Annotated in this window: 25 protein-coding genes, 2 tRNA genes and 2 pseudogenes; 17 read left to right on the top strand and 12 right to left on the bottom strand. The window is 55.9% G+C overall.

The window, feature by feature from the left end; genetic code table 11:
* The first annotated feature begins 89 nt into the window (after positions 1-89).
* Positions 90-1,778 carry a hypothetical protein gene (locus JJQ51_RS31325; RefSeq protein ID WP_269245742.1) on the top strand — a complete coding sequence of 563 codons (1,689 nt, stop codon included), beginning with the start codon at positions 90-92 and terminating at the stop codon, positions 1,776-1,778.
* 102 nt (positions 1,779-1,880) lie between these two features.
* On the opposite strand, the gene rpsA is transcribed toward JJQ51_RS31325, so the two are convergent.
* The 4 genes from rpsA to aroA form a co-directional block, all read right to left on the bottom strand.
* Positions 1,881-3,584 carry a 30S ribosomal protein S1 gene (gene rpsA, locus JJQ51_RS31320; RefSeq protein ID WP_112722941.1) on the bottom strand — a complete coding sequence of 568 codons (1,704 nt, stop codon included), beginning with the start codon at positions 3,582-3,584 and terminating at the stop codon, positions 1,881-1,883.
* A 180-nt stretch (positions 3,585-3,764) separates the two neighbouring features.
* Positions 3,765-4,397, bottom strand: coding sequence for a (d)CMP kinase (cmk, locus tag JJQ51_RS31315; protein ID WP_269245741.1), 633 nt, complete (start codon positions 4,395-4,397; stop codon positions 3,765-3,767).
* Positions 4,398-4,411: 14 nt separating this feature from the next.
* Positions 4,412-5,062, bottom strand: coding sequence for an FMN-binding negative transcriptional regulator (locus tag JJQ51_RS31310; protein ID WP_269245740.1), 651 nt, complete (start codon positions 5,060-5,062; stop codon positions 4,412-4,414).
* 95 nt (positions 5,063-5,157) lie between these two features.
* Positions 5,158-6,507 (bottom strand): 3-phosphoshikimate 1-carboxyvinyltransferase, encoded by a 1,350-nt coding sequence (aroA, locus tag JJQ51_RS31305; protein WP_269245739.1) that lies wholly within the window; start codon positions 6,505-6,507, stop codon positions 5,158-5,160.
* A gap of 273 nt (positions 6,508-6,780) precedes the next feature.
* Between aroA and JJQ51_RS31300 the strand changes: the two genes are divergently transcribed.
* From JJQ51_RS31300 to JJQ51_RS31285, 4 genes are all read left to right on the top strand, one after another.
* Positions 6,781-7,161, top strand: coding sequence for a TIGR02300 family protein (locus JJQ51_RS31300; RefSeq protein WP_095436113.1), 381 nt, complete (start codon positions 6,781-6,783; stop codon positions 7,159-7,161).
* Positions 7,162-7,312: 151 nt separating this feature from the next.
* A tRNA-Ala gene (locus JJQ51_RS31295) sits at positions 7,313-7,388 on the top strand.
* 367 nt (positions 7,389-7,755) lie between these two features.
* A complete protein-coding gene (locus JJQ51_RS31290) occupies positions 7,756-8,157 on the top strand; it encodes a hypothetical protein (protein WP_269245738.1) in 402 nt (133 codons plus the stop codon).
* Positions 8,158-8,261: 104 nt separating this feature from the next.
* A tRNA-Ser gene (locus JJQ51_RS31285) sits at positions 8,262-8,335 on the top strand.
* A 217-nt stretch (positions 8,336-8,552) separates the two neighbouring features.
* On the opposite strand, the gene JJQ51_RS31280 is transcribed toward JJQ51_RS31285, so the two are convergent.
* Positions 8,553-9,518, bottom strand: coding sequence for a hypothetical protein (locus tag JJQ51_RS31280; protein WP_269245737.1), 966 nt, complete (start codon positions 9,516-9,518; stop codon positions 8,553-8,555).
* 228 nt (positions 9,519-9,746) lie between these two features.
* On the opposite strand from JJQ51_RS31280, the gene JJQ51_RS31275 reads away from it, so the two are divergent.
* Complete coding sequence (locus JJQ51_RS31275; protein WP_269245736.1) at positions 9,747-10,091, top strand: hypothetical protein; 345 nt, start codon at positions 9,747-9,749, stop codon at positions 10,089-10,091.
* Here the strand turns inward: JJQ51_RS31275 and JJQ51_RS31270 are convergent.
* Positions 10,088-10,318, bottom strand: a complete 231-nt coding sequence (locus tag JJQ51_RS31270) for a terminase small subunit (RefSeq protein WP_269245735.1) — start codon at positions 10,316-10,318, stop codon at positions 10,088-10,090. The two genes, JJQ51_RS31275 and JJQ51_RS31270, sit on opposite strands and share 4 nt — an antisense overlap.
* Positions 10,319-10,413: 95 nt before the next feature.
* Between JJQ51_RS31270 and JJQ51_RS31265 the strand changes: the two genes are divergently transcribed.
* The 4 genes from JJQ51_RS31265 (at position 10,414) to JJQ51_RS31250 (ending at position 12,673) form a co-directional block, all read left to right on the top strand.
* A complete protein-coding gene (locus JJQ51_RS31265) occupies positions 10,414-11,154 on the top strand; it encodes a hypothetical protein (RefSeq protein WP_269245734.1) in 741 nt (246 codons plus the stop codon).
* 159 nt (positions 11,155-11,313) lie between these two features.
* Positions 11,314-11,793, top strand: coding sequence for a DUF2321 domain-containing protein (locus tag JJQ51_RS31260; RefSeq protein ID WP_269245733.1), 480 nt, complete (start codon positions 11,314-11,316; stop codon positions 11,791-11,793).
* Positions 11,794-11,959: 166 nt separating this feature from the next.
* The gene (locus JJQ51_RS31255) at positions 11,960-12,313 is read left to right on the top strand and encodes a hypothetical protein (RefSeq protein WP_269245732.1); all 354 of its coding nucleotides are present in this window, start codon (positions 11,960-11,962) and stop codon (positions 12,311-12,313) included.
* A 57-nt stretch (positions 12,314-12,370) separates the two neighbouring features.
* The gene (locus JJQ51_RS31250) at positions 12,371-12,673 is read left to right on the top strand and encodes a hypothetical protein (RefSeq protein WP_269245731.1); all 303 of its coding nucleotides are present in this window, start codon (positions 12,371-12,373) and stop codon (positions 12,671-12,673) included.
* 101 nt (positions 12,674-12,774) lie between these two features.
* Here the strand turns inward: JJQ51_RS31250 and JJQ51_RS31245 are convergent, their stop codons facing one another.
* The 3 genes from JJQ51_RS31245 to JJQ51_RS31235 are packed head-to-tail and all read right to left on the bottom strand — an operon-like array spanning position 12,775 to position 14,241.
* Entirely contained in the window at positions 12,775-13,053 is a 279-nt protein-coding gene (locus tag JJQ51_RS31245; protein WP_269245730.1) for a hypothetical protein, read from the bottom strand.
* Positions 13,054-13,055: 2 nt separating this feature from the next.
* Positions 13,056-13,868, bottom strand: coding sequence for a hypothetical protein (locus JJQ51_RS31240; protein ID WP_269245729.1), 813 nt, complete (start codon positions 13,866-13,868; stop codon positions 13,056-13,058).
* A 19-nt stretch (positions 13,869-13,887) separates the two neighbouring features.
* Positions 13,888-14,241, bottom strand: coding sequence for a hypothetical protein (locus JJQ51_RS31235; protein ID WP_269245728.1), 354 nt, complete (start codon positions 14,239-14,241; stop codon positions 13,888-13,890).
* A 127-nt stretch (positions 14,242-14,368) separates the two neighbouring features.
* Here JJQ51_RS31235 and JJQ51_RS31230 point away from each other — a divergent pair, with 127 nt between their 5' ends.
* Entirely contained in the window at positions 14,369-14,692 is a 324-nt protein-coding gene (locus tag JJQ51_RS31230) for a helix-turn-helix domain-containing protein (RefSeq protein WP_331275833.1), read from the top strand.
* Positions 14,693-14,716: 24 nt separating this feature from the next.
* Here JJQ51_RS31230 and JJQ51_RS31225 read toward each other — a convergent pair whose 3' ends face one another.
* Positions 14,717-15,328: a hypothetical protein gene (locus tag JJQ51_RS31225; protein ID WP_269245727.1), complete on the bottom strand. Its 612-nt coding sequence runs from the start codon at positions 15,326-15,328 to the stop codon at positions 14,717-14,719.
* A 381-nt stretch (positions 15,329-15,709) separates the two neighbouring features.
* On the opposite strand from JJQ51_RS31225, the gene JJQ51_RS31220 reads away from it, so the two are divergent.
* Genes JJQ51_RS31220 through JJQ51_RS31210 form a run of 3 tightly spaced genes read left to right on the top strand, consistent with a single transcriptional unit; the run spans position 15,710 to position 17,976 of the window.
* Positions 15,710-16,504 carry a TIGR04255 family protein gene (locus JJQ51_RS31220; RefSeq protein ID WP_269245726.1) on the top strand — a complete coding sequence of 265 codons (795 nt, stop codon included), beginning with the start codon at positions 15,710-15,712 and terminating at the stop codon, positions 16,502-16,504.
* Positions 16,501-17,121, top strand: coding sequence for a hypothetical protein (locus tag JJQ51_RS31215; protein WP_269245725.1), 621 nt, complete (start codon positions 16,501-16,503; stop codon positions 17,119-17,121). Before JJQ51_RS31220 ends, JJQ51_RS31215 begins: the two co-directional genes overlap by 4 nt.
* Positions 17,122-17,157: 36 nt before the next feature.
* Entirely contained in the window at positions 17,158-17,976 is an 819-nt protein-coding gene (locus tag JJQ51_RS31210; protein WP_269245724.1) for a hypothetical protein, read from the top strand.
* Positions 17,977-18,485: 509 nt separating this feature from the next.
* On the opposite strand, the pseudogene JJQ51_RS33010 reads toward JJQ51_RS31210, so the two are convergent.
* Positions 18,486-18,641, bottom strand: a pseudogene (locus tag JJQ51_RS33010) (HGGxSTG domain-containing protein); the annotation flags it as partial.
* Between the two features lie 496 nt (positions 18,642-19,137).
* Here JJQ51_RS33010 and JJQ51_RS31205 point away from each other — a divergent pair.
* The 3 genes and pseudogenes from JJQ51_RS31205 to JJQ51_RS31195 all read left to right on the top strand — a co-directional run bounded on the left by JJQ51_RS31205 (position 19,138) and on the right by JJQ51_RS31195 (position 20,496).
* A pseudogene (locus tag JJQ51_RS31205) lies at positions 19,138-19,348 on the top strand (GIY-YIG nuclease family protein).
* Positions 19,349-19,371: 23 nt separating this feature from the next.
* A complete protein-coding gene (locus JJQ51_RS31200; RefSeq protein WP_269245723.1) occupies positions 19,372-19,539 on the top strand; it encodes a hypothetical protein in 168 nt (55 codons plus the stop codon).
* A 165-nt stretch (positions 19,540-19,704) separates the two neighbouring features.
* Positions 19,705-20,496 carry a YdcF family protein gene (locus JJQ51_RS31195; protein ID WP_113354150.1) on the top strand — a complete coding sequence of 264 codons (792 nt, stop codon included), beginning with the start codon at positions 19,705-19,707 and terminating at the stop codon, positions 20,494-20,496.
* A 61-nt stretch (positions 20,497-20,557) separates the two neighbouring features.
* Here the strand turns inward: JJQ51_RS31195 and JJQ51_RS31190 are convergent, their stop codons facing one another.
* The gene (locus JJQ51_RS31190) at positions 20,558-21,037 is read right to left on the bottom strand and encodes a hypothetical protein (protein ID WP_113332405.1); all 480 of its coding nucleotides are present in this window, start codon (positions 21,035-21,037) and stop codon (positions 20,558-20,560) included.
* Between the last annotated feature and the right edge of the window lie 105 nt (positions 21,038-21,142).

Raw genomic sequence — 21,142 nt, 5'->3', positions numbered from 1 at the left:
CGCTAGGAAGTCCACAGGCCGCATGAGCGGACCTCGATTGAACCTGCTTCCCGCTTCCATCGTCGCCTTGCCAGACAAAGGAGCATGTCATGTTGCTTCCCGTTGGTGCCGTGTCCGCTGTGGGTGTATCCATTGAGAAGCCGATCGCCGCAACGGCCGAGACCTCCGGGCTTCAGACGACGGCAACGCCGCTCGCCGTTCTGTCGAGTACCGTTAATGCCAGCGTCGAGGGCAAGCTGAACATGCTGCTGGTCGCGGCTCGCGAACGCATGCTCGACAGTCTGCTTTCCGCGATCGATGCCGCCAGCAAGGTGGTGAATGTTTCCCGTGAGCCGGGCGAAAGCAATGCCGCCTATGCCCAGCGTGTTGCCGCCGCAATCCGCAGCCTGACGCCGCCACAGCTCGCCACCGCGCAGCAGCGTATGGATGGGCAGATGAGGACGCCGGTGCCATTGCCGGTTCTGGCAGCGGCGTTGCAGGACCCGGAAAGTCCGCAGGCGGTGCAGCTGGCTCTCAGCCTTGAACAGACGTCGGTAGCCGAGCCGGATGCCGTGCTGAAGGCAGTCGTCAATTCCTATGGGCAGAATGCCGGCCAAGTGGAAACGCCAGCCTCCCAGACACCCGTATCAGCCCCGCTGCAGAAGGCGGCCGAGCTAGCCGCCGTGGCAACGGCGCTCGCCGCTGCTGCAGACGAACCGGCTTCCGCTATCCCGACACCTGCGCCTGCTGTGGCTACACCGGCGACGGCCCAGCCCGCCGCGCAGCCAGCACCTGCGGAGCAGCAGACGCCGCAAGTGGGCATCCCCGCACAATCTCAACCCGCGCCGGCTTCCGCACAAGCGGCCCAAGCACAGCCGACCCAAGCGCAGACCGTCGCGCAAAACGGCCCCGCCGCCCCGCAAGCCACGCCTGCCGCTACGGCGGCCGCCACTGTCCAGCCTTCCGTACTCGCTTCTCTTGTCGATGATCTGACTGCAAGCGCGCTGCTGACGGCAATCGCAGCCGAAGTCGACCTCCCGACCGAAATTGCATTGATCCGGTCGCCGCTGACGCCGCCGCCGGTGCCGCGCGATATCCAGCAGATAGAAGCCGACATCAAACAGGGCCTGCAGGTCGTCATCAGTCCGCCCGCCATGGCGGCCGATCCCGACCTTTTGCAGATCATCAACAATCCCTCCTCTTCCGTGGAGAAGATCATCGCCCAGGCGTTGACCGGCAATAGCGCGACGCAGGCATCGTCAACGCAGCCGCCGATCGTTAACGAAGGCTCCAATCGCCCGGTCGCAGTGGCGGCCCTGCCGGCGTCATTGGCGGAAGGGCCCGAAACATCCGGTGCTCTTCCCATCGCTTCCGGCAAGCCGCCGTTGCAGACGTCGCCTGCAACGCCGGTGGCGGTATATGAGGCTGCGGAGCAGGCGACGATGTCGGCGCCCCTGCCACTCGGCGTTCCCTTCGTCGTGGCTAACTATTTGCCGGTCGACACTTCCGCCAAGAATAGCGAATCGAAGCTGCTCAATCGCGTCGATCCCGTCGGCGATGAGGAGGGCGGACAAGCTCAGGACGAGGAGAACCCGCAAGATCAGGATGAAGAGCAGGCCCATGCAGAGGAATCGTCGGCACAGGCAGAGGGCGAGGCATCCGACGAAGCGGAAGCTGGCCCGGCCTCTGCGGAGGACGATAACGTCAGACCGGAACTCGTTGCCTTGCCGCAGCCTCTGCGCGACCCGCTTCAAGACCACGCCTTCGATTTCTATCGGCGCATGGTGACCTGGGAATAAAGCGCCAAAATGGAATAGCAGGCGCAGACGTCGCAGAACGGACAAAGAAAAACCCGCCGGATCGCTCCGGCGGGTTTTTTGTTTTCAGGCTTCGACCGAGGATTATTCGGCGTTGCGGTTCTTCAGAGCCGCACCCAGGATGTCGCCGAGCGAAGCGCCCGAGTCGGAAGAACCGAACTGAGCAACGGCTTCCTTCTCTTCTGCGATTTCCAGAGCCTTGATCGACAGCATGATCTTGCGGTCCTTCTTGGAGAAGTTGGTGACGCGAGCGTCGACAACCTGACCAACCGAGAAACGCTCCGGACGCTGTTCGTCACGGTCACGCGACAGATCGGCGCGGCGGATGAACGAGGTGATGTCTTCGTGGTTGACGAGCTTCACTTCGATGCCGCCGTCGTTGACTGCGATGACTTCGCAGGAAACGACTGCATTCTTGCGCAGGTCGCCGGAAGCAGCAGCTTCACCAACCGAGTCCTTGCCGAGCTGCTTGATGCCGAGCGAGATGCGTTCCTTCTCGACGTCGACGTCGAGAACGACAGCCTTGACGACGTCACCCTTGTTGTACTCTTCGATGACCTGCTCGCCCGGACGATTCCAGTCGAGGTCGGAGAGGTGAACCATGCCGTCCACATCGCCGTCGAGGCCGATGAACAGGCCGAATTCGGTCTTGTTCTTGACTTCGCCTTCGACTTCGGTGCCAGCCGGATGGTTGCGGGCGAATGCTGCCCACGGATTTTCCAGCGTCTGCTTCAGGCCGAGCGAGATACGACGCTTGGTCGGATCGACTTCGAGAACGACGACTTCGACTTCCTGGCTCGTGGACAGGATCTTGCCGGGGTGAACGTTCTTCTTGGTCCAGGACATTTCCGAGATGTGGATCAGGCCTTCGATGCCCGGCTCCAGCTCGACGAACGCACCGTAGTCGGTGATGTTCGTGACCGTACCGGAGATCTTCTTGCCTTCCGGATACTTGGCCTGGATGCCATCCCACGGATCGCTCTCGAGCTGCTTCATGCCAAGCGAGATACGGTGGGTTTCCTGGTTGATGCGGATGATCTGTACCTTGACCTGCTGGCCGATGGACAGGATTTCCGACGGATGGTTCACACGGCGCCATGCCATGTCGGTGACGTGCAGCAGGCCGTCGATGCCGCCGAGGTCAACGAACGCACCGTAATCGGTGATGTTCTTGACGACGCCGTCAACAACCTGGCCTTCTTCGAGGTTCTGAACGATTTCAGAACGCTGCTCGGCACGGGACTCTTCCAGAACCGTACGACGCGAAACGACGATGTTGCCGCGGCGCTTGTCCATCTTGAGGATTTCGAAGGGCTGCGGGTTGTGCATCAGCGGGGTGACGTCGCGGATCGGACGGATGTCGACCTGCGAACGCGGCAGGAAGGCGATAGCGCCGTCGAGATCGACGGTGAAGCCGCCCTTGACCTGGTTGAAGATGACGCCTTCAACGCGCTCGCCAGCTTCGAACTTGGCTTCGAGCTTGATCCAGCTTTCTTCGCGGCGAGCCTTTTCGCGCGAGAGAACGGCTTCGCCAAGCGCGTTTTCGATACGCTCGACATAGACTTCGACTTCATCGCCAACCTTGAGCGTGCCGTCCTTGGCGCGTGCACCGAATTCCTTCAGCGCGATGCGGCCTTCGACCTTGAGGCCGACGTCTACAACGGCGACATCCTTTTCGATGGCGGTGATGATGCCCTTGGTGACATAGCCTTCAGCCAGATCGTTCTTGGCAAAGGATTCTTCAAGAAGGGCCGCGAAATCTTCGCGAGAGGGGGAAGTTACAGACATAAAATCTCCTGGCGTGTCCCGATCATGCAATCTGGACACTGATGCGCCGGTGGTTCGCGTTGAACAGGCCTGACCCCAGTCCGCCTCCCTTAAGGAAGCTATCCGGCGCTTGGACGGAATGTCAGGCTATCTTGAAATCGGCAGTTTCCGGCGCGAGGCGCGCGAAAGCCGCTCAAATTTTCAGGCATTTCGGCTCAGAGCAGCGTCGATGATCGATTTTGCCGTCTGAAACGCCGCTTCTATACTCATTTCTGAGGTATCTAGCAAGTACGCCTCTTCAGCTGGTTTCAAAGGGCTGTCGGTGCGGCCCATGTCGCGCTTGTCGCGCCGCTTCACATCCTCGAAAATGGCATCGTAATCGGCACTGCCGCCGGCCTCGATGATCTCTTCGTAGCGCCGCTTCGCCCGGACTTCGACCGAAGCCGTCACATAGAGTTTTACCGGCGCATCCGGGCAGACCACGGTGCCGATATCACGGCCGTCGAGCACGGCGCCCGGCTTCTTCTGCGCAAAACGGCGCTGCGCTTCGACCAGAGCGCGGCCCACGGCCGGCATGACGGCGATCTTCGATGCGGCCTCGCCGATCTCGTGCCGGGATAGAATGGCTCGATCGAGCCCGGCGAGATCGACCTTGCGCGCCATGCCTTCGGCAATTGCTTCGTCGTCGAGCGGCAGTCCGGCATCGAGCAGGGCCTTGGCGGTGGCGCGATAGGTGAGGCCGGTATCGAGATGATGATAGCCATAGGCCTCGGCGATCCGACGTGCCAGAGTTCCCTTACCGGCAGCCGCTGGTCCGTCGATGGCGATGATCATGTCTTCTTCCGTCCCTACCCGATATCTCGTTTTTTGCTGTAGCGACGCACCAGATCGGCCATCTCGGCGGCATCTGTTCGATCGATTGCGCCAAGACCTTCGGCCACGCCCTGTCGGTCAGCCAGCGGCCGGTTCTGGCTCACCTTCCATTTGCCGTCAATCGTCTCGATGTCGATTTCGATGCCGACAATGCCCTTCAGCTGGGCGGCAATGAACTCTGGCGGCGCATCTTCCACCGCCCAGGGCTGCGCACGATCGCTCTCGTTCTCGCCGGTCAACGCGCCGATCTGCGCGCGCAGCCAGGCGGGGTCGTCGATTGTTCGCGCGCTCCCGCGCACCTGCACGATCGCATAGTTCCAGGTCGGCACCACTTTGCCGGTCTCCCGCTTTGTCGCATACCAAGAGGGCGTGATATAGGTATCGGCGCCCTGGAAGACGACGAGCACGGGTGCGCCGGCCGCAATCTCCTTCCACTGGCTGTTCGCCCTGGCAACATGCGCCTGCAGCGTTCCCTTCGGCGAGAGCTCGGCATTCAGGTGAAATGGCACGGCATTGGCGATCAGCCCGCCGTCACCAGCCGTGATGAGCAGCCCCAGCGGATGCGCGCGGATCAGCTGGTGCTGCGTGTCGAGAGCGTCTTCGCGGTGATGGGGCGGCTGATACATGGCGTCGGTCCGTTTGCTGTGCCATTCCCAGGGAACCCTGCCGGGAAACCCTGTGTGACAAGGCTTCGAATGGCCAATGGCACGGTCTACCGGGCTTAAGTTTCGATCGTCGCGCCCAATCTTGTTATCATAGCAAAAAAATCCGGAAAGCTGGTGGCGATCATGGCGGAATCATCGATCGTGACAGGATGTTCGCTCGCAAGTCCCATGACGAGAAAACTCATGGCGATGCGGTGATCGAGATGGGTACTCACTTTGGCACCGCCGGCGTTGCCGAGACCCTTGCCGTCAGGCCTGCCTTGAACCGTCAGCATATCTATGCCTTCGATGCAGTCGACACCGTTGAGCTTCAAGCCCTCGGCGACGGCCGAAAGCCGGTCGGATTCTTTCACCCGAAGCTCGTCCAGCCCCTGCATGATGGTCGTGCCTTCTGCAAAAGTAGCCGCGACGGCCAGCACGGGATATTCGTCGATCATCGACGGCGCGCGCTCGGCCGGCACGGTGACGCCCTTGAGCGCAGAGGAGCGCACGCGGAGATCGGCGACATCCTCGCCGCCCGTCATGCGTCGGTCGAGCATCTCGATATCCGCGCCCATCTCCTGCAGCGTCAGGATGAGGCCGGTGCGCGTCGGGTTCATCAACACGTTGCGGATGGTTATGTCGGAGCCGGGCACGATCAATGCCGCCACCAGCGGGAAGGCCGCGGAGGAGGGATCGCCGGGGACATCGATCGTCTGGCCGGTGAGCTTGCCCTGACCCTCAAGGCGAATGGTGCGGACGCCCGCCGCATCGCTCTCGACCGAAAGCGCTGCGCCAAAACCGGCCAGCATTTTTTCCGTGTGGTCGCGGGTCATGACCGGTTCGATGACTGTTGTCATGCCGGGCGCATTGAGGCCCGCCAGCAGCACCGCCGATTTGACCTGCGCCGAAGCCATCGGTACGCGATAGGTCAGCGGGCTCGCTACACCTGGCCCATGCAGGGAGACGGGCAGCCGGTCGCCCGTAGCGGCGCTGACCTGCGTTCCCATGCGGCGCAGCGGATCGAGAATGCGGCCCATCGGCCGTTTCGACAGCGAAGCATCGCCGACGAAGGTTGTTTTGAAATCGTAGGAGCCGACCAAGCCCATGGTGAGGCGGCAACCGGTGCCGGCATTGCCGAAATCGAGCGGTGTCTCCGGGGCCAGTAGCCCGCCATTGCCGGTTCCGCGGACAATCCATTCGTCGTCGATCTTGCGGATTGTGGCGCCTAAAGCCTGCATGGCCTTGCCGGTATTCAACACATCCTCGCCTTCGAGCAGGCCGGTGATACGGGTTTCGCCTGCGGCAAGGCCGCCGAACATGAGGGAGCGATGGGAAATGGATTTGTCGCTGGGAATGCGTATCGTGCCGGAAAGGCCGGCCGAGCGTCGTGCCACGGCTGGTTGGGGAAGGGTATCGCGCGGCATGGGCAATTCCTTTGCGATGCCGATATTCCATCCGCATTCTGTGCTGGCTGCGTTGCTCTTGCGCCAGATGTTCTGCGGTTCACGCCAGCTGGTTAGCACAGGCCCGTTCCCCAGTCATCCCGCCATGCGCAAAAAGCACGTGCGAGGCGGCTTGAAGTTTAGCTTTGACAGAAACGGCCGCAACGATTAAGGGGACCGGCTGATATTTCCCTTAAAACGCCGGCTTCCCCGGCATTGCCGAATTTTCATTCGGCCATTCATGAGGCTTTGACAGTGGCGAAAGCGGAACTTGGAACAAAACGTACCGACCCCGATACCGGCAAGAAGTTCTATGACCTGAACCGGGATCCGGTGGTCTCGCCCTATACCGGCAAGTCCTGGCCCTTGTCCTTCTTCGAAGAAACCTCCGCTTCCAAGGAAGTTCCGGAAGAAGACGAAGTGGCCGAAGTCGATACCGAAAACACGGAAGTCGAGCTGGTCTCGCTCGAGGATGCCGACGACGCTGCGGGCGGCGACGACATTCCGGATATCGGCGATGACGACGTCGAAATCGGCGACGATGACGACGATACCTTCCTCGAAGCAGACGAAGACGAAGACGATGACGACATGAGCGACATCATCGGCGTCACCGGCGACGAAGACGACGTCTGATCTGAAAGACAGTCGGCCCGGTGAAAGAAAAAATTTCCCGGGCCGAATTTTTCGGCTTGCTATCTGTGAAAACCACAAGTAATAAGCCGCCACCCCGACGGGCGAAGCGCTCGGAAGGGACCCAGGGCCGGTCAAACGGCACCATCTTGATGGGGCTATAGCTCAGCTGGGAGAGCGCTTGCATGGCATGCAAGAGGTCAGCGGTTCGATCCCGCTTAGCTCCACCAAATTTCCTCTTATAATTCATTATATTACAGAACTGAATCGCGCGTTTCTGGGCAATGAAAATCGATGGGGAAGCACCAGGGAAGCGCGAACTACGAATTCATGCGCAGCGGCCCTTAGATCCATCTTTTCGCGGTAACGGCGAGATGCTTGTCTGACGTCTCGAAATTCACACGCCGTGGTAGCGCTTTTGGATCCTGCATATGCAGTTCTAGGCCCCCGACGCCGCTATCCAGAACGTCAGAAATTAGGCCGATTGATTTCGGACCCGATTCGATTCGACTCCTCAGTAGGATTCGTGTCATACTCTGGTCTATGGCACACGTGACGAAGTTATCCCCAAAGCACACGAGCGGATCTGGCGACCGTTTGGACGCTGATTCCCAGACCATCGCCGAACAGATCAAGGCGCTGTTGGAAAATGTTTCGCAGGAAGACCGGGAAGCTATTCTCGGCAGCGTGGCTGAATTCGTGAAGCCAATTCCTGTAGAGCGGGCCGGCGACGTTTTGGGCGTTGTAGTGAGATTCGTCCAACGACAGCAAGAAGTTACCGTAGACGCTGTTAAAGAAGCGGTGCGGGATGCTGGCCTGCAGGCAAGCCCCAAAGAAGTTTACAATGCTATCGGTTACCTGACGCGGAAAGGCCATATGCGTCGCGTCGGTTATGGCCGTTATACGATCGACGGTGTGGAATATGTGACTTCGGACGACTTAGGAGGAGATTCCTCTCGACACGAAGATGCCTATCGAACTGATGAGTCGGGTCAGTGACTTGCGTAGGGAGATCTAAAGTAGGATAATAGTCATACAGGCGAACGCTTTCGCGTCTGAACGGGTATTCGACCCCCCGTTCAGACGCTTGGCTGAAAGCCTATGCGCTCGTAGCTCAGTTGGATAGAGCACCAGATTGCTACTCCGGGGGTCGCAGGTTCGAATCCTGTCGAGCGCGTCATCCATCTACCAGCGCCCGTGAATGATAACATTCGCGGGCGCTAGATGGAATCAGGCGCGTAAAATAAATTTGACATGGTTAATTGCTCTCCCGCTAACTCAAGGCGGGAGATTCGCATTTCGATGAATGTTAATCCTTCCGAGGGCGCATTAATGCCTGGGCCCCATTCTCAGCGGATCAGTGCTTCCTTTCGAAAACGACGCCCTATGCGAGGTTAATTCAGCTCTACCACCGCCGTTGCCGTGGCGAGAGCAGTTGCAGAAAGCGCCAGCACGTCGACGGCAATACTATCCGTCTTGCCCGCATATTCCTGAAGCACTCCGTCCGTTAGATTGAGTGTCAGGGATTTGGCGGCTATGCCACCCGACGGAAATCTGATGGCCTCAATCGTATCGGTATCGGGCGCAGAAACTTCAAATGGCGGGATTTTCGGAACCGGCGCATTTAAGCCCGTGGCCGTGACAGCGATTGATACCTTATAGCGCCTAGGCAATCGGACGCAGACCGCATTGGAGCATTTTTGCTCAAGTTGCTTCAGCGAGACCGTCTCCGGCCTCGTTATGCTCTCCGTTACCGGCTCCACGGAAGCATTCACCGAAATTGTGCAGCCGGGTGACGTGCTGATAGGAATAGAAGTCACAGCGCTCATTTTTCGCGGTTCGACCGGAATTTGCGCTGCTATCTCTACCCCTTTACAAGGCAAGTCCTCTTTTCCCTGCCCCAAGTGGTATTCTTCGACGCCGGTTCCTCCCTGAACAGCTGCAACTGCGGTCTTCAATGCGGAAATCTGCTTTAAATTGCTATTGAGCTGGGTGAGGGCTTCATTGACCTGCGGGGTGTATGCAGAAGAGACCTTTGTTAGCAATTGGCTTGATGGGCTAACTGCTACGTCGAAATCTTCCGTACTGAGAGCCAAATGTTTTTTCCAAAGCTGCAATTCGGGAGCCCTGTGATCGGGTACATTCGCGACAACTCGATCTGATGAGTATTCGATGCTTTTGCCGTTATCACCCACTTTTACCGAGAAGGCTATTTCTCCTCGGGGAAGATAATAGGCCAACGGCAGTACTGTAGCGCCTTTCGGAATCCCTGCAGAACTGAGCGTACCAAAGGTAGTTTCACCACAACCGGCGCACGACATCACTGCCGTGCAGACAAGTGCCTGCAACGCATATCTCATCAAGATTTCCCCTCTATCTCTTATGTATTGCACGCCCCCAATACGAGAATGACACAGTTGCTAATACAGTCAACGGTAGACATTTACTTAAAAGAGAGGGGTAATATACCGATTCAGGCGCAACTCTAGACATGCGAGTATCGCCCGAGATTTTGGGCTGCAAGGATTTCAAGTCTCATTGCCAATTTGTGGCGCCCATTGCATTGTCGCTCATCCGTGGGAGGAGCAATGCGAAATCTACCTATCGTTCTGGCTGCGGCATTCTTGGTGGTACCGGCATCCTTATGGGCGCAGAACACACCTTGCAGCGGTCATAAGGGCGGCATCAACCATTGCCAGGGCAACACTTTCGTCTGCAACGACGGGTCTGTCAGCGGTAGCAAGAAATCCTGCCCAGCCTATACGGGCGGCCTCGGGATGGCCGCAGGTCTCATGGGATCAGGATCTACCGAAATGGCCCCGACGGAAACTGGCGACTGCTCCTGCGACAGCGGCAAATATTGCACCGGCCCTCGCGGCGGCCGCTATTGCATGACCCACGAAGGCACGAAGAGCTATATGCGACACGATTAAGCGGTAATATCGGTGCGCTGAGCCCTCAATTTCTGGGCCGCTGAAATAGCGGCAGCTACCTTAACATTTCTTAACAGGCGGCTTGATTGCTCTGCGGCGGTTTTGGCACTATAGCCTGCGCGGATGGAAGCCTGCGTGGCATTGAGATCAATCAAATACTCACGGACGAAAGCACGCTGCTTTGCCGTAAGCTCGTTTTCCCAATCTTCGATGTCTTGCTGGTTCATTTCCCCTCACCTTCTGATCGGCTGGTTGGAATTGCGTTGATTGTCGTTTCAAGTTCAGCCACTCTCATGCCGTGCAACATGTCGGAGGGGATTTATTGAAAGTCAGGTTTGCGGTTGGTGCGAATGGCCAGTCCAAGCAATTGTTCAGCATTCGCCAAGTTAAAAATAGCGGCGACAAATCCGTTACAGATTTAAATCTCCACTTCCGTGGAGGAGGGCGAAGCCGCTTCGCCACAACCTTCGACGAGTTGGTCAAACCCGCAGATCCGAGCAAATACGTCTCTGCCGAACAGCACCTTTCGATACATGCGAATCCAGGCCGGGACACTAATACGATAACGCGCCGGCTTGTCCTGGAGGAGGGGAATGCTGAGGCAGGAAAAGTTCTTGTAACAACCGGTATAAAAGCAGGTCTTTTCGTTCCCATTCTTTTCAAAGTCTGCGGTGATCTCAGCGGCGATCGACATGAGCTACCCAAGACTACCGACAAGGTACTCTCTTTTGGAGACTTCAATCCCGAGCGAGATCAGTTGCGCTTTATGGTTATTCTTTCAGCAGGGGGCAACAGATTCCCTACGGACGAGGAACATCCGACTAACTCTATGTCGGTTTCGTTCCAAGACTATGAGGTAACAGTCCTCTGGTCTTACTTCAATTTCGCCGCGCCGCCTCATGCCCTCAATGTAGCCCCTTTTAGCACCGAAGAGACGGGTGTGGTGCCAGGCTACCAATGGCAAGAAGTCTATAATCTATATACCGATTTGAATATGGCTTATGCAGAAGCCTATTTCCGCTTAATGGACGATGGTACCGGCATATCTGTCGCTAACCATTAATGTACCCGGCACCCGGTGCTCATCTCACTCTCCAAATGAAAAGCCTACCAGCAGTTATGCCGATCGAGCTGAAGTGTGTGGAGCTGCACAAACTGCTTGATTTAGAAGCACCAGCACGGTTGATTAGTTTTGATCGTATTTCAATCCAAGGCAGCAGACATGGGTTATTATCAAGTCGGGCAGGTTTGTCTTAATGGGCACGAGATCACTTCTAATTTCGAAGGGCAGCAAGCACTCAGAGCTGCCTTCTGCTCGGAATGCGGTGAGGCAACAATCCACAAATGCCAGCATTGCGACGCCAATATACGTGGATGGTATCACGTTGACGGTTTCATAAGCATGCAGGAATGGGTCCCACCTTCCTATTGCCACGCATGCGGGAAGCCTTTCCCTTGGATAGAGCGCGCCGTGGCAGCGGCAAGAGATCTGGCCGACGAGATCGAAAATATCGAACCAGCAGAGCTAGAGCGAGCAAAGCAAAGCTTTCTCGCACTGACAGCAGATACACCACAGACAGCGGTCGCGGCCGCTCGAATTAAGAAGCTACTCTCGAAAGCAGGTCCTGTCGTTGGCAAAGGCATTCGTGACATTGTTGTCTCGATAGCGACAGATGCGGCAAAAAAAACCATCGGACTTTAGGCCAGAATGGCCCACTTCCCGCAGTCGTCAGGACGGAGGGGATTATAATGAGGCTCACACCGGGAGCCGCAGCGCGGCATCTCCTGTGATGAATGAGGTCATTATCACCTTGCCAACACGCCACGCGTTTGATTAGCTTAATGGCATTCAATCAGGAGGAGCGAAAATGAAACCCCATGTTCGGGTCGCAGTCGTGGCCATGGCTGCCGCGCATGCACATCGACAGGAAATTTCCTCCGTCTACGATTACTCGCGATCGAAGCATATCAGCGTCAGCGTATCGGTCAGGGGCACAGAAGTTGATGGGTTCGACTACGCGAACAGCTGTCACTTCGGTGGAAGCTTGCCCGACCTGTTTCATTACGGAGTAGGCAGGCACATCGAACTTAATCCGGACGGAGGCGGGAAATACTCCGGCTATGACTATGATCTGGGCAGGCATTTTGAAATCACAGTCGAAGGCAATTCGATCGAATGTTATGACTACGATGATGGCAAATTTTTTTCGTACTCAATCTAAGCAGCGCCGTACCGAGGGCGCATCAATGTCAGCTCTACCCGATCGCGCCCCTGGCTCATGATTGCCGTTTCCGGGGTCGGCTTTTATCGAGTGGCGCATCGATATTTCTTCCAAAGCCATCCTGGCCCAGGATGGGCAATCATTGCTCTCAAGCGGCGCCCGACCGAGCTTGATAACGCCGCTCTGCGCGCACGGAAGGATGAAGACGAATATTGGGGCGAGATCGATCGACAAGAAGCCGAGAAACGTGAGAGGGAACTGCGCCGGCAACTCGGCATCAATGAAAACTACAATGCCATTCCAAAGCCGAAACGTCCGCGCTCTCCAAGAGCAAAGAAACCAACGGCGCGGAAAAAATAATAATTGCGCCTCCGGCTTTTTGATATCCTTTGATTTAATTCAAAAGAAGCTTGGGTTCTCGTTCCTTTCGCATTGGCAGCGATGAATTCGAATTTTCGTGTTCAGACGGCGAATAGCGCCGAGTTCAGGTCTCGATCGTACTTAGGCGCTTGCTCCGCAAGGGCGCCTTCGTCTGCAATCCCATATTCTGCGGGATCTGTTTCACGCTCGTCATCCTCCTCAAGGTCAATTTGCGAAATCGGGCAATCCGGCCAGGTGCCTGCAAGATAGGGTTCCATATTCTCGTCGCCGTCCAGTTCGTCGAGCAGCGCGATAAGCCGCTCGATCCAAGTTTCCACGACAGCACGGCGGAATTGTAGAGTCGAAGGGGAGGCGATCATGTTCAGTCCTGGCGATCCGGGTAAAGAACGCCGGCGAGCGCGAACATTTTCTTGCGAAATATCTTGCTCGAATCGCTGTCGCCTTCGTCGGTGTCTACAACGAATTGCATTGCCACATCCTCCGAAGTGGTGGGGTGCGCGCCGACAATGCGCACTTGAAGCTCGCGATAGTTCTTGTAATTTTCCTCGTGCTCATCTTCCGAGTGATTTCCGCAACTGTATCTTCGAACTTCAATCCACCGAGCAAACATTGCCGAGATATCAGCACTGGCGCCATTCCCTTCGAGATGGCCGAGTACGGCTACACGAAGAGGTTCGCCCATAGCCTCATCATCCACATCGATCCCACGGTTGACCGAGTCGAAATAGGCGAGTGCACCCTTCACCAAGGGCTTTACAAGTTCAGAATCGGCGAAGTTCTCAAGTTCGGTTTCGGCTAAACGAAGGGCGCAGATTGCGCTCTCGTAGGTAGTTGCCGCCAGTTTTGTGGCCTCGACCGCTTTCAGCGCACGATCCATTGCCGAGAAGAGCGCGGGATCCTCGAAGGAGTTTTCACCTGCATTGAACTCGGCGGTGGCCTCGTTAAGTGCGATGATGAGGGCATGGAAGTTGTCGGCTGGCATCTGGGGCATCTTCGGATTTACCTCCGCGTCTGAGACGCTCAAATCGTGTTGGCCGTAGGCCTCAAGCAACATATCCTCGGTCAACTCCAACGCGCTGCGGACGTTACCGCTCTTTAAAAGCGCTGCAAGCTGCCGCAATGTGCGCGCGGCTGGAGATGTGTCTGGCGAAATTGCGGTCGTGGTAGCGTTCATGTTGGTCTCCTTGTGAAAGTCATTGGATCGCCCCCGCTTGGAGGACATCGATTTCGGCTTGAAGTGTTCGGCGGTCTGCCAGGGTGGACATTTTCCAGGGCCGGGCGTCGATCCGCATGAGTTCGAGCGTGAGTTCCTGCACACGTTGGGCGGCGCGCTGCTGGAGGGTCTTCAGGCTGTCGGCAACACGTCGCTTCGCCCATGCCCACGCCGTGCGGAGACAATGCGCAAAGAGCTTGCGACGATCCCTTGCGAACGTCGGGCGGCTGGTCAGCGTTTCGCGGCCGTAAATCGCCCATGCTTCTGCCATGATGGCGGCACGGTTGAATTTTGGCATGCCTTCGGCGGCAGCCTGAACGATGGCGCTCGGCATATGCTAAGTCTCCGTTAATTGCGGTTACGTATTAACTATGGCTAGTAACCTAGTTCTGATAACTAGACTTGTCAAATGATAATTAGGTGATATAACTAGTTTTATAATCCTCAGAGGTAATTTTCTAATGCTTACGACTGGAAATCAGCTCAAGGCCGCACGAATATTAGCGGAAATTGAACAAAAGGAACTTGCCGAGAGAGCAGGCTTCAATGTTAACACCATACGCAATATGGAGAGCGCCGCCGGCGGTCCGATAGCGGGACGCGCCGCGAATGTTCAGATCGTGCAGCGCATCCTTGAAGGTATGGGCGTAGAATTCTTAAACCATGGACGTCCCGGCGTCCGCCTCATTACTGCGACAAGACAGCCGGTCGACACCAACGAGTCCGAGACAATCCAATATCCGGAATTCAAAGACGGCGACGGCGCCCCCGGAAGTGGAGGCTGAGCCGGGCGTCTTGACGAACATGAGTTACCGCGCCGCGCTGCGTTGAACGATGCGCGCTTGACGCTCTGCCTCATGCTTCTCCAGCCAAGTCTCACGCTGGGCGACTGCTTCCTCTGCCGAAAGCCAAGGGTCGCAGAACCTATCTTCTATGCAGCCAACAAGTTCAGGGGCGGCTTCTTGCTTCAGGAAGCGAAGCACGGAAAAGAGCAGGCGATTCAGCCTGCGATAGTCCTGTTTAACAGTGAATGTCTCGCTTTCACTGGGGAACTGGTCCCAAATACAGTCGAGGGCGATAAGGCATTCTGCCACTTGAATTGCCGCGCCGGCACAGCTCTCGGCTCTCTCAAATGACAACGATTGGCGGAGAGTCCATTCTCGATCATACTCGTGGTTCATAGCATCGTCGAATATGCTGGACGCCCAACGGTTGCTGTCAGGCAGATCTAGGGACTTTTCGTCAAGCTCGTTGTGGCGCCGTCTGGCGGCCGCAAGTTGCTGCCCCAATTCAATGACCTTGTCCTGCCGATACGTCGGCTGAAGCGCCTCAACCATTTTGGCTACATTGGCGACCAATTGCTCGCGGTCGTCTGTCACTGTTGAATTCGAAAATTGATGGTTGGCAAAAGGTATCGTCATGGCATGGGCTCCGCCGGTTCGGTTCTGGATACGGAGCAACGGCTACCGAGCTTTGCGCGGCCTGGCGAACGTTCGCTGTTTTCACAGTTGCGCGTCGTCTAACATCCACAGGGGCGTGACCGGCTATGGAGCATTCTGTGGAAAATTCCTTCGTGATCGAAGTCGATTCAAAACCCCATAGTTCCGATTCCCAAATCGATTTTCTCAATTCTTAAAGACGAAGTAATGGGGGGAATGGTGTTGCTATTTAGCAGCTTCGCGAGTGAACACGCGAAGCGCGGACGGATTTATTTTACAATCTCGGGGCAAGCCCCCTGGTCAAAGCCTTGCATGTGTTTACTTTTGTGTATACTGGGGTGACACATCAAAGGGAAGACACCGATGGTAGCAGCGAAAAATGCTCCCGTTCAATATGTGCTAGGCGTTGTCCGTTTTCCCCCCGTAGCTGATCTTGATAAATTTGCCGGGGCTCTGAAAACGGCTCTTGATCCAAAATATCCGTTTGGAAGCAATTCTCGGGTTACCGAGCTTAGCATTCAGATCGGAGAAAAGGGGATAGATGTTCAGCCTCAAGAGGTTTCGTTGTGGCAGTTCCTTGATGCAGACCGAAAAAGCGGTTTGCTTGTGAATCAGGGTCTAGTGGGACTTCACACGACCGCATACGACAACCATGAGAATTTTCTTGGCCAGCTCATGCATATCGTAGATGCCGCGCGTAGCGTTGAGGGAAACCATTTGCGATATGTCGAGGCGGTAGCACTGCGGTATGTCGATCTGATTGTTCCTGGTGCCGACGAAACATTGCTGGATTACATGAAAGCCAAATTACCGGTTGGCTTAGAAATTGATGGCTTGGCAGTTAATGAAGGCGTTAATATCCTTGGGATGAAGAGTGATGTCGGTAATCTACGTCTGCAGGTTTTCTTGAATCCGAAAACGGTGATTCCAACGGATTTGCTTTCGCCAATGTTTGCAGATAGCGGCTGGACATGGGAGCTACCGAAAGGCGATTTCGTTACCGTTGACATTGATCATGCCACAATTTATTCGCCACCAGCAGAGATTGAAAAGATTGACATTCGGCACAATCTATTCAGCCTGAGGAAACCAATTAGTGATATCTTCAAAAAAATCGCGACTGACCATGCGATGAAAGTTTGGGGATTGGATCAATGAAAAAGATAATTAACAATACAAATGTCATTATCCTGAGCGGTCCCGCAGTCGTTTACGGGCTTCTCGTCGCCGTCAGTGTCGCATCCCCGGCGGCGGCATACGTCGAGCGTCAGCGTGTCGCGACACCTGAGCACGGCAACACGACGCCATGGCGTAATTCTTCCGAAGCTGATGTTGCTGAACACCACATCGGTTTAGTGGAAATGGTCGTCGAGATGAAGGCCAATGGATTTCCGGTGGCATCGATCGCCCATTTCGCAGGCGTTGAGCGTAAGACCGTGTATTCATGGCTGGATGGTGCCACGAAGCCTCATATAGATCGCGAGGAGCGGGTATCGGCGGTATATCCGCTGCTAAAGAAGCGTTTCAGTGCTGACTTTAATCTGATGTATCGCGTCTGGCGCTCGAAGAATCGTGATGGCGAAAGTCTGGAATCGATCTTCTCGCATGCTGCCATCGACATCAACGCCGTACAGAAGCAACTTGGATTCTTGCATTCATCGATCGAAAATCTACGAGCGGCTGAAGTTCGCAGAAAAACTCAAGGCGCCAACACAGCGGCCGCAAGAAATGGCTTCGTGGATGATTCTCCCGAGGCGACTTTCGACCGCGTCTGATCTCATTTAAGGGCATGGGATCGGGGCGAGTTACGCATGTCGTCGTTTGAGGGAGAAGCAAAGCAGCTTCAAGACGCTGGATGGCAGCAATGCGCTAGCTTTTATCCAAATGCCGAAATTGGTAGCACCCTTGGGCTTCCCGAGGGTGCAATATTTCTCGTGTTAACCCAATCATGCTCGGTTGTAAGCGCGCCTTTGCACCGAGATCCCACTGTAGAGCTGATAGTAGCAACCAAGAATACTGCTAAATTCAATCCCAGGTCGCCTGAGGCAAAGGGGGCGAATGCGCGAAGGTTCTTGGTAGAACTGCAGGAGAACGGCAAAGCAATCCCGTATTTGCTTGACATCTATCAGCGATATACGTTTCCACGGGAAAAACTGTTGACATTTGCTCCAGACGGCCCTTCCTGCTCAAGGGAGGATTCTGTTCGCATCGCAAATTGGGTGGCTCGGTTTTACAATCGAAGCGCGCTTCCGACGGAACTTGTTCTCAGGCTGAAAGCAGGAGATTTTCAGGCAAAAGTCGGCGATGTACTGATGAGCAACTTTCAAGGCAGCCCACTTCACGAACAAGTCGAGATAATCTATGGAAATTGGGACCCTGATGACGAGGACGGTCCATATAATTTTCAGCTGGATATTCTCGTTCGCTCCATTGATGCTCAAGACTTTGCGATCGAGGTGTTTAAGGCGGTTTTCGAACTACCCAACCCGGTAATCCATATTGATGGTATCGCAGGCGTAACAATAGACATTGAAGTTTTTGAATACGGCCAGGTTACCTTAGCAGATTTGGATAATCGACGGAGAATAACCGAATGGGACCTTCTGAGCGGCCTTCTTGACGAAAATTAGTTTCGTTCTCACCTCATTCAATTCACATCGAAATTCGATTGATCGGTATCCCATCTCCATTGCAATGGCTCGATAACTACAAGGAAATTCAAGCACTTTTCGAGCTGACTGGTATACCTCGACGCGATAGCAAATCGCCCTATATGTCGGCCCGACAAAATTGCGACTTAGGTTTTTCAAGTTGGCGCGAGCTTGAGGTAACTTCATCTATTTCTTTCTATTTTAGACCCGCTAAAATGCTTGCAACTGGCTGAAAAAGCAGCTCATTTGAATTTTAACCCCGTAAAAGCGGAAATCACGGCAGCGACACCAACATTTACCAACAAGCGCTGTAGAAATCGCGCTGGCGATGTCAGGTTTTGTCAGGTTCTCTTGGCCGATCGAACGTGCCGGCATAAGTCGCTATGGCGTCAGGAAAACCATCAAAGCGTAACACCCCAAAAGGCTGTCTATGTCTGGTTTTGGGCACGGCGCTCTCCAGGCTTCGAACCAGCGTTTGCTACTCTTCACTACTTTTGTAAACGAGGCATTTCGGCGCGGTATCGAGCCCAACGCCTTTGCTGCGCTTCGACAATGCGGGTAATACCTTCTGGTGTGCGAGCGCCGGTGCTCTTGCCGCCATGGAATTTGCACCTGAGCTTTCCGGGTTCGCTCTTGTTGCGACAAGGGCAACCCTTTCAGGTTTTTGCTTCGCATATCACTCGTAATCTTGCTCGACGAGCGTTCCCGCGATCTGCGGCTCTCTAGCGATCAGCCGCAAGCACTCGTTCCACATAATCGTCGATTGCTTGGCCACGAGCGCCGTTGATATCACCCCATCCCCCTGCGCGCGCGTTGTGGTCGCCTATTGAGACGCGGTCTTCGAAAAGACCGTCAGGCCAAAGAACGCCCAAGATCTGTCTGGGTCCCCACTCTCTGAGGGATACACAGGCCTTGCGCTCCCAATAGCATACCGTATCCCAACTGACGCTCGCTCGATCGGCAAGCTTGCCCTGGCTCATTCTTGGTGGCCTTGCGGGCGTTTTTGAGATCTTCTCAGTTAACGACCGCACCGAAATTGGCGGCATAGCTTTTCGCGTGGGATTCGAGATGACGAACGGCTCTCAAGACATAGGTCTGCGCCTGAGTCGTTACACCGGACGCCAATTGAGTGAGGGGCGGATGTGGTACGTTTACATCCTTCAAAACGCTGATTTTCCCGACCAGCAACATACCGGATCGACTTCGGACCTTAAGCAGCGGCTCGCCGACCACAATGCTGGTAAGTCAACCCACACCGCAAAGTTCATGCCGTGGTTTCTCCTCTGGTATTCTGCCTTTCCTGACAAATACTCATTCTGGCAGAGCATTTGCAAGGAAAAGGTTGCTCTAAGAGACAAGCAGAGGATTTCGGCCATGCGGCGGATCGGCGGGCTCTCGCGATTTGGCCGCTTTCTGCTGGGCGACCGGAATCTTGCCGCGAGGGTGCTGATCGTGCCCTGGAGCGGCATGATATCATGCGCCGTCATCGGAGCTTTCCTCGCCTTCACCTTTGGCGCCGGGCGCTTTGGCTGGTTTCAATAGTCGCGCTCATCACTCTGTTTATCCCTCGCCCACTGCAGTGCCGCTTCAGCCAGCGGTTGACTGTGACCGCCCGACGGCGCGGCGAGCGAAATAGCCGCATTGCAGCGCACAAAATCTGCTAGGGAGGAAAACGAATCGTTTTGCCGACAAGCGTAAGGATGTGCCGTGTTCGTTTTTTCGAAACTTGTCTGGATTTTCGGTCAGCCGCTGTCGCTGGCCTTCCTGTTTGTCCTGCTGGCATTTATCGCCGCACTGCTGCGCTGGCGCGCTACCGTCATCACCTCGGCGCTCTTGTCGGCGCTGATCCTGTTCGTCTCGCTGTATACGACGGCCGGCGCTTATGTTGTTCAGACGCTGGAAGAGCGTTTTCCGCACCCCGCAGCCGATCCCGCCGATCTCAAATGCATGATCGTTCTCGGCGGCGCCACGCAAAACGAAGTGACGACGGCGCGCGGCGGCTATGAGCTTGATTCGGCCGGCGATCGGCTGATAGAAGCGCTGCGTCTCGCGCAGAAATACCCGCAGTCACGCATCGTGATCTCGGGCGGCGATGGCTCGATCGGCGGCACCTATGAGGGCGATGCCGTGATTTCCGAACGCTTCTTCACTGCACTCGGCATTCCGACAAGCCGCATGGTCGAGGACAAGACTTCACGCACAACCTTTGAGAATGCGGTCAATACGAAGGAGCTGCTGGCGCAGAACGGTCTTTCGAATTGCCTGCTCATCACCTCGGGCTTCCATATGCCGCGCTCGATGGGCATCTTCCGCAAACAGGGCATCGATGTCGTGCCTTGGCCGGTCGATTATCGCAGCACCGGCAAGGAAAGCCTCGGCCTCGATTTTACCCAGCCATCACGCAATGCCCAACTGCTGGCGACGGGCCTGCGCGAATGGGTCGGTCTGGTCGGCTATTACGCGGTCGGCCGGACCTCGGCACTCTATCCCGGACCATAATATTATGTGGCCGGACCGTCGCCACATGTCCGGGCCGGATGACGTGCACGCACCGCAAATTCTATTTCTGAGATATGGTGACGAATTTGACGCCGCGCACCCTGACGGTGATTTCGCAAGCGGCTTCGCCATCCTTGCGGTCGCAGAAGCGCGGATGCATTTTCATGACCAGCACCATGTTGCCGAAACGCTGGATGAAATCGTAGCCGTAGATCTTCGCCGTGGCGACGAGCAGATAGCCGCCCTCGGCCACTTGGACGTAGAAATTGTAGGGGCAGCCTTCGTCCGTGCAGTAGGGGCCTTTTTCGCCCTTGCAGGTGATCTCGCCCTCATTAATGACGATATCCATCAGCTTGTCGTTGTTGATGTCCTGCTGGGTAGCGAAATGATCGCCGAAGCTCACCTGGCCGTCGCAGCTTTTGGTGAAGTGATCCTTCTCGAAGGCCACAGGGTCCTGCAGGATCGATTGCTGCGCCTCGGCCACGGCAGGCATGATCACGAGAGCGAAGAGGTTGAGGATTACGATCAGCAGGGATTTCACGGGGGATTCCTTTTCGAAGCGCCGTTACGGCCACGATAGTAGCCGCAGCCGCTGCGACATCTTTGCACGCGCCTGCTTGCGCGGCCCTTGCCGTCGTGATTCATT

This window comes from Rhizobium sp. AG207R, from assembly GCF_027109195.1.
Classification (GTDB): Bacteria; Pseudomonadota; Alphaproteobacteria; order Rhizobiales; family Rhizobiaceae; genus Rhizobium; species Rhizobium dioscoreae.
This window is presented reverse-complemented; position numbering and strand designations above follow the sequence as displayed.